Raw genomic sequence first — 14,904 nt, 5'->3', positions numbered from 1 at the left:
AAGTCGCACGTCGGTCGATTCGGGGTCGAATCAGGGTTGAGCAAGCGCAATGAAGCGCTCGAAATAATCGGGAAAGGTCTTGCCGACGCACTTCGGGTCGTTGATCCGCACCGGCACGCCGCCGAGACTCACCAGCGAAAAGCACATGGCCATGCGGTGATCGTCGTAGGTGTCGATGGCGGCGTTCGGGATCAGCTTTTCAGGCGGTTCGATGACGATGAAGTCCTCGCCCTCCTGCACTTTGGCGCCGACCTTGCGCAGTTCGGTCGCCATCGCGGCGAGCCGGTCGGTTTCCTTCACGCGCCAGCTGGCGATATTGCGCAGCGTGGTCGCGCCGTCGGCGAACAGGGCCGCGACGGCAATCGTCATGGCAGCGTCGGGAATCAGATTGCAGTCCATGTCGATCGGCTCGAGCTTGCCGTTGTCGTGACCGACGCCGCGCACTTCGATCCAGTCGTCGCCCATCTGCAGGTTCGCGCCCATCCTGATCAGCGCATCGGCAAAGCCGACGTCGCCCTGAATGCTCGCGCGGCCAACGCCCTCCACTCTCAACGGCCCGCCGCCGAGGGCGCCGGCCGCGAGAAAGTACGAAGCGGACGACGCATCGCCCTCCACCATGATCGTGCCCGGCGACTGATACCGCTGCCCCGCCGGCACGATGAACTGATGCCAGCCATTGCGCTCGACCTTGATGCCGAAGCGCTCCATCAGCTTGATGGTGATCTCGATGTACGGCTTCGAGATCAGTTCGCCGTCCACCTGCACGGTGCTCACGCCGCTTTCGGTGCGCAGCAGCGGCAGCGTCATGAGAAGCGACGTCAGGAACTGGCTCGACACGTCGCCACGCACGGTGATCGGCGCGTCGGCGTTGATCTGCCCGGGGCGAATCCGCAGCGGCGGATAGCCTTCGTTCTCTTCGTAATCGATCTTCGCGCCGAGCTGGCGCAGGCCGTCGACCAGATCGCCGATCGGCCGTTCGTGCATGCGCGGCACGCCGTGAATTCGATAGTCGCCACCATTGACCGCCAGCGCCGCCGTCAGCGGACGCACTGCCGTGCCGGCGTTGCCGAGAAACAGGTCGGCCGTGCGCGCCGTGAATGCGCCGCGCGTGCCCGCCACGACGCAGGTGTCGCCGTCGCGCCTCAGACGCACGCCGAGTTTTTCGAGCGCGTCGAGCATCACGCGGGTGTCGTCGGAGTCGAGCAGGTTCGTGATCGTCGTTTCGCCTTCGGCGAGCGCCGCGAGCAGCAGCACCCGGTTCGAGATGCTCTTCGAACCTGGCAGACGAATCGTGCCGGACGCGCGGGAGAACGGTCCGAGATCGAGGAATTCCATGATTGAGTCCAGTTTCCGGTTATTTCGACGCGTCGCTATTGGCGACGCCGGCAGCGCGCTGTTCCTGCCATTCGGTACGCGCCACGCGCGAGCGCGCGAACACGCTTTCGAGGGCGGCGCCGTCAGCGGCTTCGATCGCCGCGCGCAGGCGCGCGAGCACGGCCGTATAGGCGTCGAGTTCGTCGAGCAGCGCAACGCGATTGGCCACGCACACGTCACGCCACATTTCCGGGCTCGACGCGGCAATCCGCGTGAAGTCGCGGAAACCGCCCGCCGCGAACGAGAATTTCAGCGCGGCATCGGGCGAATTGAGAATCTGCTCGACCAGCGCGAACGAGAGCACGTGCGGCAAATGGCTGACCGACGCGAACACGCGGTCGTGCTGCTCAGGTGTCATATTGCGCACCAGCGCGCCGGTGGCCCGCCACATGGCCGCGACGCGCTCCACGTCTGCCGACGCGTTCTCAGGCAGCGGGCACAACACGACATTGCGGCCCACATACAAGTCAGGCAACGCGGCATCCACGCCGCTTGCCTCGCGGCCGGCAATCGGATGCCCCGGCACGAACTGGCCGATACGCGCGCCGAGCGCAGCACGGGCAGCAGCGACCACGTCCGACTTGGTGCTGCCGGCGTCGGTGATGATCGTGGCCGCATCGAGAAACGGGGCGATGCGCTCGAGCAGCGGATGCGTTTGCGCGACCGGCGCGGCCAGCAGCACGAAGTCGGCGCCGGACAACGCTTCTCGCAGTGAAGTGTCGTCATTTAGCGCCGCCGAGCCGTCGATCACGCCCAGTTCCAGCGCACGCTCGGTCGACGCAGACGAACGTCCGACGCCAATCACCTTGCGCGCGCCCTCGGTCTCGCCCCGCTCGCGCAACGCGCGCGCGAGCGATCCGCCGATCAGGCCGACACCGAAAATTACCAGCTTGTTAAAAGAAAACGCGGCCACGTCGGTCACAGATTGAGCGCGCCTGTCGTGCCGACGAGGCGCGCGGGTCAAGGGTTACCGCTTACGCGGTGGCGAGCGTTTTTTCGAGCGCCGCGATGAATGCTTCGTTTTCTTCCGGCAGGCCGATCGTGATGCGCAGCCATTGCGGCAAACCGTAGTTGCCGACCGGACGCACGATCACGCCCTGCTTCAGCAACGCCAGGTTGACGCGATTGCCGGCTGCGTCGTCGTTGCCGACACGCACCAGCACGAAGTTGCCATCCGACGGCACATATTCCAGACCGAGCTTGTCGAACGCTTCGGTCAGACGGCGATAGCCTTGCGCGTTCAACGCGGCGCTCTTTTCCAGAAACGCCTTGTCATTCAGTGCAGCGATCGCCGCGGCTTGCGCCAGCGTGTTCACATTGAACGGCTGACGCAGACGATTCAGCAGGTCGGTCAACTCGGGCTGTGCGATCGCGAAACCCACGCGCAAACCCGCCAGGCCGAACGCCTTCGAAAACGTGCGCGACACCAGCAGATTCGGATAGCGGCGCACCCACGCGATCGAGTCGTAGCGCTTCTCTTCCGGCAGATACTCCGTGTACGCCTCGTCGAGCACCACGACCACGTTGCGCGGCACCTTGTCGAGAAACGCCTCGAGCTTCGCGCCTTCGATGAACGTGCCGGTCGGGTTGTTCGGGTTGGCGACGAAGATCAGGCGCGTGTCGTCGGTGATCGCGGCGAGCATCGCGTCGAGATCGTGACCGTATTTGACGGCCGGCACGACGATCGCACGAGCACCCAAGCCTTGTGTCGCCAACGCGTAAACCGCGAACGAGTACTGTGCATAGACGATCGACTGGCCCTTTTCCACAAAGGCATGCGCCGCGATTTCGAGGATGTCGTTACTGCCGTTGCCAAGCGTGATCCAGTCGGCCGGCACGCCATAGCGCTCGCTCAGCGCAGTTTTCAGCTCGAACGCATTGGCATCCGGGTAGCGGCCCAGTTCGCTGGCGGCCTGCGCCATGGCACGCTGCGCCGACTCCGGCATGCCGAGCGGATTCTCGTTCGACGCGAGTTTCACGATGGTCGCTTCGTCCAGACCGAACTCGCGGGCCACTTCCGAAATCGGTTTGCCTGCGATGTAAGGCGCAATAGCGCGAACGTAGGAAGGACCGAAAGACGCTGTCATGAGACTCTCCGAACGACTATGAGTAATTGAATGTGCGGCTGGCGCGCCCGGATGCTGCGGACCGCCGCTTGAGTAGCTTCAGTGGGCGCGCGGATACGAGCCCAGAATTTTCAGGAATGCAGCCTTCTCGCCGAGTTCGGCGAGCGCGGCGGCAACCGCCGGATCGTCGCGATGACCTTCGACGTCGATATAGAAGTAGTACTCCCACGTGCCGACGCGCGCCGGTCGCGATTCGAAGCGCGTCATCGATACGCTGTGACGCGCCAGCGGCTCCAGCAGCTTGAACACGGCGCCGGGCTCGTTCTGCACGGAAACGATCAGCGAAGTCTGGTCGTGTCCGCTCGGGCCAGCGGGCTGCTTGCCGATCATCACGAAGCGCGTGCGGTTGTGCGGATCGTCCTGGATCAGCGCATACGCTACCTGCAGGCCGTAGTGAGTCGCAGCGCGATCGCCGGCGATCGCCGCCACGGTCGGATCTTCAGCGGCCATGCGTGCCGCTTCCGCGTTGCTCGACACCGCCTTGCGCTCCAGATGCGGCGCGTTGGTCGACAGCCAACGCTGGCATTGGGCGAGCGCCTGCGCGTGCGCGCAAACACGCGTCACGCCGGTGAGGTCGCCGTTTAGCGTCAACAAATTATGATGAATCGGCAAAGCCAGTTCGCCGCCGATCGTGAGTTGCGTTTGCAGCAGCAGATCGAGCGTGCGCGACACCGCGCCTTCGGTCGAATTCTCGACCGGCACGACGCCGAATTCCGCGGCGCCCGCTTCGACCGAGCGAAACACTTCGTCGATCGACGGACACGGCAAGCCTTCGATCGACTGACCGAAGTACTCGTGCATCGCCTGCTCGCTGTAGGTGCCGACCGGGCCGAGGTAAGCGGCCTTGATGGTCTTCTCGAGCGCGCGGCTCGCGGCCATGATCTCGCGCCAGATCGCACTGATATGCTCGCTCGCGAGTGGCCCTTCGCTCATGTCCTGCAGACGCGCGATCACCTGCTGTTCGCGCTCCGGCCTGAACACCGGCGCGTTGAAATGCTTCTTGACTTCGCCCACCTCGAGCGCCACCGCGGCGCGTTGATTGAGGAGCGCGATCAACTGCGCGTCGAGGGCGTCGATGCGTTCGCGAAGAGGCTTGAGTCGGGTATTGAGTTCGTCGTCCATGCGTGAAAACGGCCCTGCCGGTAGCTGCTGCACAAATGCGTGCTGGAAAGGATGCGCGCGCCCTGATGACTCAGGCGCTGCGCTGTTCGAATTCCTTCATGTATTCGACAAGCGCTTTGACGCCCTCGAGCGGGACGGCGTTATAAATCGACGCCCGCATGCCGCCGACGGACTTGTGGCCCTTTAGCTGCACCATTCCCCGCGCTTTCGCGCCGGCCAGGAAATCTTCGTTGCGGGACTCGTCGGCGAGGAAGAACGGGACGTTCATCCGCGAGCGCGAGCCGTGTTCGACCTTGTTCAGATAGAAGCTGCTCGAGTCGATCGCGTCGTACAGCAGCTTCGACTTTTCGAGATTACGTGCTTCCATCGCGGCAAGGCCGCCCTGCTTCTTCAACCACTTGAACACCAGCCCGGCGATGTAGATCGCGTAAGTGGGCGGTGTGTTGTACATCGAATTGTTCTCGGCGACGGTCTTCCATTCGAACGCCGACGGGCAGATCGGCAGCGCACGATCCAGCATGTCTTCGCGCACGACCACCACCGTCACGCCGGCCATACCGATGTTCTTCTGCGCGCCGCCAAACAGCACGCCGTATTTGGCGATGTCCATGGGACGCGACAGGATATGCGACGAGGCGTCCGCCACCAGCGGAATATCGCCGAGATCGGGAATCTCGAACGTCTCGACGCCGTGGATCGTCTCGTTCGTGCATAGATGCACGTAAGCCGGGTCGTCCGACAGTTGCCATTCGGAGCGCGCGGGCGCGCGGGTAAAACCCTCGGCCGTCTGGCCGCTCGCCGCCAGATGCACGGTGCCGTACTTCTGCGCTTCCTTGAACGACTTCTGCGACCAGGAACCCGTCACGACGAAATCCGCGCGCGGCTTCGCGCCCATCAGATTCATCGGCACGATTGCGTTCTCGCCGAGACCGCCGCCTTGCAGGAACAGAATGCGATGGCTCGCCGGCACCTCGAGCAGGTCGCGCAGATCGACGAGCGCTTCCTCGTGGATCGACATGAACTCTTTCCCGCGATGGCTCATTTCCATCACGCTCATGCCGCTGCCTTGCCAATCGAGCATTTCGTCGGCGGCTTGACGCAGCACTTCTTCGGGCATGGCCGCAGGGCCGGCGGAGAAATTAAAGACGCGCATCGTGAGATCCTGGAAGCAGGCGCGAAAAACGAAGATCGCGCAAAAATCGGCGACGTTGGCAGCCGGGCCGACAATGACCGTCAACTGACAACGCGATTTTGCCGGCGCAATTTTCTGACGCGGGTTTCAGGCCGCGGGTAGCGGACCGCGGGCTTCAAACCATTTCGCGCCAAAAAAGAAAATGGCCGTCTGCGCGTGTGCGCAAACGGCCATTATCGCATTGTCACCGCCAAGCCGCCAAACCCCGTGCGCCATCCAGTCTATGAGGCGGCTCTATCGGGAGGCGGCTGGCGCGATATCAGCGCAGCCTTTCGACCTTGAGCTTACTTGGCCGGCTTGACCGACGCGACTTCCTTGTCGGCCTGGTCACGCGTTGCCTTGATCGATTGCGGCATGTACTTTTGCATCAAGCCGTTCACGACGTCGCGGCCAACCTGGTCTTGCACCTGGATGAACTTGCGGCCGGTCGGGCTCTTGTAGAACGTCGTCAGATCCTTGATTTCCGACGTGCTGTAGTACTTCGCGTACGCGTCGTACTGAGCTTGCATGGCGTCCTGACGGAACGAGTCCGTTGCGAACACCTGGCCTGCGCCGTCAACCAGCTTCGGCACTGCGTTCTTTTGCAGCGTCGGGACGGAAGCCTGCTTCTGCTTGTCCGTCATCGTCTTGTTTTCGCTCAGTGCGTCCGACAGGATTGCCGGAACCAGCTGCTTGGCTTGCATCTGGGCGCTGTTGCCGATCGCGCCGACGAGCTTTTGCGCGTCGATGGCGTCCAACAGGTCCTTGATTGCAGCCTGCTTGGCCGGATCAACCGGTGCCGCGGCAGCAGCCGGAGCCGCCGGAGCCGGGCTCTGAAGCGCTTGAGCCATAGCGAAGGTCGGCACGAGGGCAGCCAGCAACATCAGTTGTTTGAATCGTTTTTGCATCATTACTCCCTAATAGAAATGAACTTGAACAGCAAGCTGCGCGGGACACGTATCAGCCCGACACGCCATTATTCCCGGCGCAGCTTTCAACCAATCACTGAGACTGTAAGACGCAGACACGAATCAGGCAGCACCGCCCGGTTCGCCGCCGTTGTCACCCGCGCTGTTACCTTCGGCGGGACCTTCGACGTCGCCTTCCGCATCACCCTCTGCTTCCGCCTCAGCAACCTGTTGCAGACCTGAAAGCTTGGTCCCTTCGTCAAGGCTGATGAGTGTAACACCTTGGGTTGCACGTCCCATTTCCCGAATTTCCGACACTCGCGTACGGATTAGCACCCCGGTATTGGTGATCAGCATGATCTGCGCTTCCTGATCCACCAGCGTGGCGGCGACGACCTTGCCGTTGCGCTCCGAGGTCTGGATCGCGATCATGCCCTTCGTACCGCGGCCATGACGGGTGTATTCGATGATCGGTGTACGCTTGCCGAAACCGTTTTCCGTAGCGGTAAGCACCGACTGCTGCTCGTCGCCCGCCACCAGCAACGCGATCACGCTCTGACCGTCTTCGAGCTGCATGCCGCGCACGCCGCGCGCTTCGCGGCCCATCGGACGCACGTCGTTCTCGTCGAAGCGAACCGCCTTGCCTGAATCCGAGAACAGCATGACATCGTGCTGACCGTCCGTAATGGCGGCGCCGATCAGGTAATCGCCGTCATCCAGACCGACCGCAATAATACCTTTGCGCAACACACGCCCAAAGGCTTCCAGCGGCGTCTTTTTTACCGTTCCTAACGCGGTGCCCATGAAGACGAATTTGTCAGCCGAGAATTCCTTGACCGGCAAGACAACCGTAATCTTTTCGCCTTCCTGAAGCGGGAAGATATTGATAATCGGACGGCCGCGCGAGTTCCGCGAACCTTGCGGCACTTCGTAGACCTTCACGCTGTAGACGCGACCGCGATTCGAGAAGCACAGAATGTGATCGTGCGTGTTCGCGATGAACAGCGTGTCGATCCAGTCGTCTTCTTTCATCGCCGTGGCCTGTTTGCCGCGACCACCGCGTTTCTGCGCGCTGTATTCGGACAACGGCTGCGATTTCACGTAGCCGGCGTGCGACATGGTCACGACCATTTCTTGCGGCGTGATCAGATCTTCCGTGTTCAGCTCGGTTGCGTTCAGCTCGATCTTCGAGCGGCGCGCGTCGCCAAATTCGGCTTTGATCGACGTGAGTTCGTCGACGATGATCGCCGTAATGCGTTCCGGACGAGCCAGAATGTCCAGCAGGTCGGCGATTTGCGCCATGACTTCGCGGTACTCGCCGATGATCTTGTCCTGCTCCAGGCCGGTCAGGCGCTGCAGACGCATCTGCAGAATTTCCTGAGCCTGGGTGTCGGACAGACGGTAGAGGCCGTCGGATTGCATGCCGAACGACGGATTCAAACCGTCAGGACGGTAGGCTTCGCGACCACCCGCCGTCGCATTTTCCGTCTCGGCGCGGGACAACATTTCGCGCACCAGCGAGGAATCCCATGGACGCGCCATCAATTCCTGCTTGGCGATCGGCGGAGTCGGCGCGGCTTTGATGATCGCGATGAACTCGTCGATGTTGGCGAGTGCAACCGCCAGACCTTCGAGCACGTGCCCGCGTTCACGCGCCTTGCGCAGTTCGTATACAGTGCGCCGCGTCAGCACTTCCCGGCGATGCGACAGGAAGCACGATAGCATTTCCTTCAGGTTCAGCAGCTTCGGCTGGCCGTCGACCAGCGCGACCATGTTCATGCCGAAGGTGTCCTGAAGCTGGGTCGCCTTGTACAGATTGTTCAGAACGACTTCCGGCACTTCGCCGCGCTTGAGTTCGATCACGACGCGCATGCCGCTCTTGTCGGACTCGTCGCGAATGTCGGAAATGCCCTCGAGCTTTTTCTCGTTGACCAGTTCGGCGATGCGCTCCAGAAGTGAGCGCTTGTTCACCTGGTACGGCAATTCGTCGACGATGATCGACATGCGCTGACCGCGGTCGATTTCCTCGAAGTGCGTGAGCGCGCGCATCACCACGCGGCCGCGGCCGGTGCGATAGCCGTCGCGCACGCCGGCCACGCCGTAGATAATGCCGGCGGTCGGGAAGTCGGGCGCCGGAATGATCTCGATCAGCTCGTCGATCGTGGATTCCGGGTTCTTGAGCAGATGCTGGCACGCGTCGACAACCTCATTGAGGTTGTGCGGCGGGATGTTGGTCGCCATGCCGACCGCGATGCCGGACGAACCATTGATCAGCAGATTGGGAATACGCGCCGGCAGGATGGCCGGTTCGTTTTCGCTGCCGTCGTAGTTCGGCGTGAAGTCGACCGTTTCCTTGTCGATGTCGGCCAGCAGTTCGTGGCCGATCTTCGCCATGCGGATTTCGGTGTACCGCATGGCCGCGGCATTGTCGCCGTCGACCGAACCGAAGTTGCCCTGGCCGTCGACCAGCATGTAGCGCAGGGAGAAGTCCTGAGCCATCCGGACGATGGTGTCGTATACAGCCGTGTCGCCGTGCGGGTGATATTTACCGATAACGTCGCCGACGATACGCGCGGACTTCTTGTAAGCCCGGTTCCAGTCGTTGTTCAGTTCGTGCATCGCGTACAGCACGCGCCGGTGCACCGGCTTCAGGCCATCGCGAACATCGGGAAGCGCACGCCCTACGATCACGCTCATCGCGTAATCGAGATACGAACGGCGCATTTCCTCCTCTAGGGAGATTGGCAGAGTCTCTTTGGCGAATTGATCCATTATCCGTATCTTTTACGTGCCAAGACGACGGCTTAACTGCAATTCGCCGCGTCTTCGCGTAAGCATTGCAGACGCAACGCATCACGCGATTCTAACATGCCGCGAATCCGCTCCCGACGAAGGTACGTATACCTATTAGGCAGTGAATGCGAAGCCCACCTCAACGCTCCATTTTTGAGAGAGAGCAGGCTCGATTCGTGCGTGGGGCAATTCGCCGCTGAGCCATGACTGGCGGCCCCTCCGGGCGATTGCTTCTGTTGCGCATGCACCACAATTGGAGGGTGATTTGATGGGGGGCAGATTTTTTTATCGTTGGAAGGGAACGATATGGCAAAATGCCAACGCACAAAGAGTTAGACACTGCTCGAAGTCTACACAGCACGTTTTTTGTTCTACACCGATGTTATACTTCGAGCAATGTATGACTTGTCTTCGTCAACAGGCTCGCAGTAAACCTGCGGTAATCTCAATTTCGAGAGGAGAAATATGAATAAACTTTCAAAGCTCGCGTTCATTGCAGCTACCGCAGTTATGGCTGCATCCGCCATGGCGCAATCGGTGCCGGCGTCGCGACAAGCCACGAACGACAACTGGGTGAATGGTACCGGCGAATACGTGTGGATGAACGGCACGAACGAGCTTTGCTGGCGCGATGCATTCTGGACGCCGGCAACGGCCAACGCAAAGTGCGATGGCGCCCTGGTTGCCCAGGCTCCGACCCCGCCGGCTCCGGTCGCACCTGCACCGGCTATCACGAGCCAAAAGATTACGTATCAAGCTGACGCTCTGTTCGACTTCGACAAGGCAATCCTGAAGCCGGCCGGCAAGGAAAAGCTGGACGATCTGGCATCGAAGATCGGCGCGCTGAACCTGGAAGTCGTCGTCGCAACGGGTTACACGGACCGCATCGGTTCGGACAAGTACAACGACCGTCTGTCGCTGCGCCGCGCTCAAGCTGTGAAGGCATACCTGGTCAGCAAGGGCATCGAATCCAACCGTATCTATACGGAAGGCAAGGGCAAGCGCAACCCGGTCACGACCGGTTGCAACCAGAAGAACCACAAGCAACTCATCGCCTGCCTCGCACCGGATCGTCGCGTGGAAGTCGAAGTTGTCGGTACTTCGAAGCAATAAGCTGCGCGTTACCGCAGTATCAAAGCCCCGCTTCGGCGGGGCTTTTTTTATGTCCGGCCGCCTGCTCGCCCCCGTCTGCGCGCACCCGGCCGAACCTCGACGGGGCGGCATTTTGCCGCCTCGTCCCTCGACCTATATACTCCGGGTTTATCCTCGAGCGCCCGCTCACCGCTTTCTTCGAGGCAGCTTCCGCCATGACCAACGCCGATCCCCACGAACTGCAGAAATTTAGCGACCTTGCACATCGTTGGTGGGACCCGAATGCCGAATTCAAGCCACTGCACGAGCTCAATCCGATTCGCCTGAGCTGGATCGACGCGCACGCGCATCTTGCCGGCAAAACCGTGCTCGATATCGGCTGTGGCGGCGGCATTTTGTCCGAGTCGATGGCCGGTCTGGGCGCGCACGTCAAGGGGATCGACCTGTCGACCCAGGCGTTGGGCGTGGCCGATCTTCACAGCCTTGAAAGCGGTGTAACCGTCGATTACGAAGAAATCGCCGCTGAGGCGCTCGCCGCCCGCGAACCGGGCAAGTACGACGTCGTAACCTGCATGGAAATGCTGGAGCACGTGCCTCAGCCCGCCGCCATCGTCGAAGCGTGCAAGACGCTGGTGAAACCGGGCGGCTGGGTGTTCTTTTCCACGCTGAACCGCAACGTGAAGTCATACCTGTTCGCCGTGATCGGCGCCGAGTACATCGCGCGCATGCTGCCCAAGGGCACGCACGACTACGCGCGCTTCATTCGCCCTTCGGAGTTGGCGAGCTTCGTGCGCGCTGCCAACCTGCGCACGGCGGATATCAAAGGCATCGTCTATAACCCGCTCAGCAAGCATTTCACGCTGTCCGCCGACACGAGTGTGAACTACATGCTCGCCTGCCGGCGCGACGTCTGATCCGCCCCGACCTGCCGGACTTACGAATCAATGAGCGATCCCACACCCCTGCCCCAACGCGAAGACAACGAAGACGCACTCGGTCTTTGCATGGCTGTGCTGTTCGACCTCGACGGCACGCTAGCCGACACGGCGCCCGACCTCGCGGCCGCCGTCAACAAGATGCGCCACGATCGCGGGCTCGAGATGGTGCCGCTCGAAGATCTGCGCCCACTGGCGTCTGCGGGCGCGCGCGGGCTGATCGGTGGGGCGTTCGGGATCGGCCCCGAACATCACGAGTTCGCGTCGCTGCGCGAGGAATTCCTCGCCAACTACGAAGCGGACCTGTGTATCGAGACCACGCTGTTTCCGGGCATTCCGGAAATTCTCGACGAACTCGACGCCCGTGGCGTGCTCTGGGGCATCGTCACCAACAAGGTTGCGAGGCTCACCGAACCGCTGATCGCGCAACTGGGACTGGAAGAGCGCGCCGGCTGCATCGTCAGCGGCGACACGACTCCCCACTCGAAACCGCACCCGGCGCCTTTGCTGCACGCCGCACGGGAACTGGACGTGGTGCCGGAACGCGTCGTCTACGTTGGCGACGATCTGCGCGACGTGCAGGCGGGTTTCGCCGCCGGCATGAGGACCATCGCGGCAGCGTACGGCTACTGCGGCAACGACATTCCGCCGACGCAATGGCACGCGCAACACGTTGTCCAATCGCCGGCTGAATTGCAGAGACTGTTGCGCGACCTCGGCTGAAGCATGGCCGCCCGGCCCGGCCAAGCCCGGGCGCCATTGCGCGGGCCGCGTCAATGAGTCAGGACGTGGCCGTCAATCTATTGTAAAATCTACGCTGGCTCATCTATTTTGAGCAACGAACCGCGGGGGCGACCTGGTTTCGACAGGGGTTGCGAAGCGGCTAGGGCATGTCGAGGACCCGTCACCTCGTTAATCAATGGGAAAAACGTAACTGCAAACGACGATACGTTCGCACTGGCAGCCTAAGGGCCGCCGTCCTCTGCCTAGTTTACTGACGGGCTAGAGTCGCAAGACCGGTAGCAATACCGACAGAGGTCATATACGTCAGTTAAGCCTTGGTGGTGTCACGACATCCGGGTCGAAAATCTAGTGAATCGCCGTAGTGCAGCGTGTTCGTCCGCGTCGCTACGGTTAAATCAAATGACAGAACTAAACATGTAGAACTGGTCGTAGAGTGCTTCTGGACGCGGGTTCGATTCCCGCCGCCTCCACCAAATACCCTTCCACGATGTTCCGAGGAAGTACAGAAACCCGCGATAGCTCAAGGCTTCGCGGGTTTTTTCTTTCCAGTACGTTCCAGCCTATTCCGTAGACAACCGGTGGTATCGGGTGGTATTTTCGGTGGCATTCGCTATACCACCGACACCCGATACCACCATGCCGCTCACCGATACCCAGATCAGGAACGCCCGCTATAACCCGGACGGCACCGGCAACCGCTTGTCGGACGGCGGGCGTATGTACCTCCAGATCGTCCAGTCAGGAGCGAAGTACTGGCGCATGAACTACCGGTTCAACGGGAAAGACAAGACGCTGGCGCTCGGCGTCTACCCGGACGTGCCGCTGGCAGCAGCTCGCAAGAAGCGCGATGATGCCCGCGAGAAGCTGGCGGCGGGCATCGATCCGGGCGAATCGAAGAAGGCGGAGAAACGCACCCAGCGCCTCAACGCTGAAAATTCGTTCGAGGCCATCGCCCGTGAGTGGCACGCCAAGTACGCGCCTACATGGTCGGAAGGCCACGGCGAGCGCATCTTGCGCCGCTTGGAGGTAGACGCCTTCCCGTGGATCGGTGGCAAGCCTATGGCCGACCTCGCTCCGCCCGATGTGCTCGATGTGCTGCGCCGGGTCGAGAAGCGCGGCGCACTCGAAACTGCTCACCGGCTCCATGCCAACATCGGGCAGGCATGCCGCTATGCCGTGGCGACCGGGCGCGCCCAGCGCGACATTACCGCCGACCTCCGGGGCGCATTGCCGCCCGTGCAAGTCGAACACATGGCAGCCATCACCGATCCAAAACAGGTTGCAGAACTGCTACGTGCGATGGATGGGTACACGGGCACCTTTCCAGTAGCGTGCGCGCTCAAACTCGCCCCCCTACTATTCCAGCGACCCGGCGAACTGCGCGCCGCTGAATGGACCGAATTCGACCTAGACGGCGGCACATGGGAGATTCCAAGTGGTCGGATGAAGCGCACTAAGCAAGGCAAAGCGGCGGGCGGTGCGCACATCGTTCCGCTGTCGTCTCAGGCCATCAGCATCCTGCGCGAGCTACACGCACTTACTGGCACCGGACGGCTCGTGTTCCCCAGCGTCCGCACGAAAGACCGCCCCATGTCGGACAACACGGTCAACGGTGCGCTGCGGCGGCTCGGGTACGATGGGGATACCATGACAGGCCACGGCTTCCGGGCGATGGCTCGGACGATCCTTGATGAGGTTCTGGACGTACCTGCCTCAATTGTCGAAGCCCAGCTCGCGCACGCCGTGAAAGACCCGCTCGGGCGCGCCTACAACCGAACCGCTCATCTTCCCCAGCGCAGGGAAATGATGCAGAAGTGGGCGGACTATCTCGATCAGCTCAAGGTGGGGGCGCAGGTCATTCCGATCAGCGCCAATGTTGCGAAGGGCGGCTAACGTTCGCACAATTCAGGCGGTAACAGCTCCTGTGATCACAACGACAAAACGACAATGCGCCTCTATTACCTCACCCAGCTTGAGTATGCTGAACGCATTCTGGCAGAGAAGCGGTTAAAACTTTCGACCGTTCCTGAAGCCAACGATCCCTTCGAACTGATGGGCGCTTGGGTAGGCGAGAGGCGCGCACGGCACCTCTACCGGGTTCTGCACGGCCATCTGTCGCAGTCTGTTGGGATGCTGTGCACCAGCAAAACTTGGGACAGCCCTGTCATGTGGGCGCATTACGGGGCGAAGCACAAGGGCGTATGCCTCGGCTTCGATGTTACCGACGCTGAAGCATACCAAGTCAAATACGAACCTCGTCGCTTGAACGGTCTGCTGGAGCATATCGGCAGAGGCGAGCTACTGAACGAGCCGCAGATGCGCGCCATTTTAACGACGAAGTTTAAGGATTGGGCATACGAACGCGAGTGGCGCTTTTTTGCTGGGCTGAACGATCGGCAGCCGGAAAGCGGCCTGTATTTTCTGAATTTTGCCCCGCACTTTACGCTACGCGAGGTAATACTAGGCCATCGATGTACTGCGAACGTGGAGCAGCTCGCCAAGCTTATCGGCCACACTAGCAAAAGCATCGATCTCTTTCACGCTCGGCCAGCATTCCAGTCGTTTCGGATTGTACGCAGAAGGGATGCGCCGTCGCTGTCTCTCATGCCGTAGAACATCTCGGCAAACCATTTAAACGC

Annotated in this window: 12 protein-coding genes and 1 other RNA gene; 6 read left to right on the top strand and 7 right to left on the bottom strand. The window is 61.4% G+C overall.

What is annotated here, in order from left to right; translation table 11 throughout:
- Positions 1 to 30 precede the first annotated feature (30 nt).
- From aroA to gyrA, 7 genes are all read right to left on the bottom strand, one after another.
- Positions 31 to 1,335, bottom strand: a complete 1,305-nt coding sequence (gene aroA, locus BLW71_RS21180; RefSeq protein WP_091800083.1) for a 3-phosphoshikimate 1-carboxyvinyltransferase — start codon at positions 1,333 to 1,335, stop codon at positions 31 to 33.
- Between the two features lie 19 nt (positions 1,336 to 1,354).
- Entirely contained in the window at positions 1,355 to 2,296 is a 942-nt protein-coding gene (locus tag BLW71_RS21175) for a prephenate dehydrogenase (protein ID WP_091800080.1), read from the bottom strand.
- A 52-nt stretch (positions 2,297 to 2,348) separates the two neighbouring features.
- Entirely contained in the window at positions 2,349 to 3,461 is a 1,113-nt protein-coding gene (gene hisC, locus BLW71_RS21170) for a histidinol-phosphate transaminase (protein WP_091800077.1), read from the bottom strand.
- A gap of 78 nt (positions 3,462 to 3,539) precedes the next feature.
- Positions 3,540 to 4,622 (bottom strand): prephenate dehydratase, encoded by a 1,083-nt coding sequence (pheA, locus tag BLW71_RS21165; protein WP_091800074.1) that lies wholly within the window; start codon positions 4,620 to 4,622, stop codon positions 3,540 to 3,542.
- A 70-nt stretch (positions 4,623 to 4,692) separates the two neighbouring features.
- Positions 4,693 to 5,775, bottom strand: a complete 1,083-nt coding sequence (gene serC, locus BLW71_RS21160; RefSeq protein ID WP_091801087.1) for a 3-phosphoserine/phosphohydroxythreonine transaminase — start codon at positions 5,773 to 5,775, stop codon at positions 4,693 to 4,695.
- 323 nt (positions 5,776 to 6,098) lie between these two features.
- Positions 6,099 to 6,701, bottom strand: a complete 603-nt coding sequence (locus BLW71_RS21155; protein WP_007180881.1) for a DUF2059 domain-containing protein — start codon at positions 6,699 to 6,701, stop codon at positions 6,099 to 6,101.
- Between the two features lie 123 nt (positions 6,702 to 6,824).
- Positions 6,825 to 9,473: a DNA gyrase subunit A gene (gene gyrA / locus BLW71_RS21150; protein WP_091800071.1), complete on the bottom strand. Its 2,649-nt coding sequence runs from the start codon at positions 9,471 to 9,473 to the stop codon at positions 6,825 to 6,827.
- 486 nt (positions 9,474 to 9,959) lie between these two features.
- On the opposite strand from gyrA, the gene ompA reads away from it, so the two are divergent.
- The 6 genes from ompA to BLW71_RS21120 all read left to right on the top strand — a co-directional run bounded on the left by ompA (position 9,960) and on the right by BLW71_RS21120 (position 14,878).
- Positions 9,960 to 10,607 carry an outer membrane protein OmpA gene (ompA, locus tag BLW71_RS21145; RefSeq protein ID WP_028200089.1) on the top strand — a complete coding sequence of 216 codons (648 nt, stop codon included), beginning with the start codon at positions 9,960 to 9,962 and terminating at the stop codon, positions 10,605 to 10,607.
- A 194-nt stretch (positions 10,608 to 10,801) separates the two neighbouring features.
- The gene (ubiG, locus tag BLW71_RS21140; RefSeq protein WP_091800068.1) at positions 10,802 to 11,500 is read left to right on the top strand and encodes a bifunctional 2-polyprenyl-6-hydroxyphenol methylase/3-demethylubiquinol 3-O-methyltransferase UbiG; all 699 of its coding nucleotides are present in this window, start codon (positions 10,802 to 10,804) and stop codon (positions 11,498 to 11,500) included.
- Between the two features lie 30 nt (positions 11,501 to 11,530).
- Positions 11,531 to 12,244, top strand: a complete 714-nt coding sequence (gene gph / locus BLW71_RS21135; protein ID WP_091800066.1) for a phosphoglycolate phosphatase — start codon at positions 11,531 to 11,533, stop codon at positions 12,242 to 12,244.
- A gap of 124 nt (positions 12,245 to 12,368) precedes the next feature.
- Positions 12,369 to 12,738: a transfer-messenger RNA gene (gene ssrA, locus BLW71_RS21130) on the top strand.
- A gap of 163 nt (positions 12,739 to 12,901) precedes the next feature.
- Positions 12,902 to 14,158, top strand: a complete 1,257-nt coding sequence (locus tag BLW71_RS21125; RefSeq protein WP_091800063.1) for a tyrosine-type recombinase/integrase — start codon at positions 12,902 to 12,904, stop codon at positions 14,156 to 14,158.
- A 54-nt stretch (positions 14,159 to 14,212) separates the two neighbouring features.
- Positions 14,213 to 14,878, top strand: a complete 666-nt coding sequence (locus tag BLW71_RS21120; RefSeq protein ID WP_091800059.1) for a DUF2971 domain-containing protein — start codon at positions 14,213 to 14,215, stop codon at positions 14,876 to 14,878.
- The last annotated feature ends 26 nt before the right edge of the window (positions 14,879 to 14,904 follow it).

The sequence above is a fragment of the Burkholderia sp. WP9 genome, from assembly GCF_900104795.1.
Classification (GTDB): domain Bacteria; phylum Pseudomonadota; class Gammaproteobacteria; order Burkholderiales; family Burkholderiaceae; genus Paraburkholderia.
Note: the sequence above shows the minus strand (reverse complement) of the source record. Positions and strands in the feature narration are given on the sequence as shown.

Coding starts and splice junctions, on each gene's coding strand:
- pheA (WP_091800074.1), bottom strand. CDS start 4,622: ATGGACGACGAACTCAATACCCGACTCAAGCCTCTTCGCGAACGCATC.
- BLW71_RS21125 (WP_091800063.1), top strand. CDS start 12,902: ATGCCGCTCACCGATACCCAGATCAGGAACGCCCGCTATAACCCGGAC.
- gyrA (WP_091800071.1), bottom strand. CDS start 9,473: ATGGATCAATTCGCCAAAGAGACTCTGCCAATCTCCCTAGAGGAGGAA.
- ompA (WP_028200089.1), top strand. CDS start 9,960: ATGAATAAACTTTCAAAGCTCGCGTTCATTGCAGCTACCGCAGTTATG.
- BLW71_RS21120 (WP_091800059.1), top strand. CDS start 14,213: ATGCGCCTCTATTACCTCACCCAGCTTGAGTATGCTGAACGCATTCTG.
- gph (WP_091800066.1), top strand. CDS start 11,531: ATGAGCGATCCCACACCCCTGCCCCAACGCGAAGACAACGAAGACGCA.
- serC (WP_091801087.1), bottom strand. CDS start 5,775: ATGCGCGTCTTTAATTTCTCCGCCGGCCCTGCGGCCATGCCCGAAGAA.
- hisC (WP_091800077.1), bottom strand. CDS start 3,461: ATGACAGCGTCTTTCGGTCCTTCCTACGTTCGCGCTATTGCGCCTTAC.
- ubiG (WP_091800068.1), top strand. CDS start 10,802: ATGACCAACGCCGATCCCCACGAACTGCAGAAATTTAGCGACCTTGCA.
- BLW71_RS21155 (WP_007180881.1), bottom strand. CDS start 6,701: ATGCAAAAACGATTCAAACAACTGATGTTGCTGGCTGCCCTCGTGCCG.
- aroA (WP_091800083.1), bottom strand. CDS start 1,335: ATGGAATTCCTCGATCTCGGACCGTTCTCCCGCGCGTCCGGCACGATT.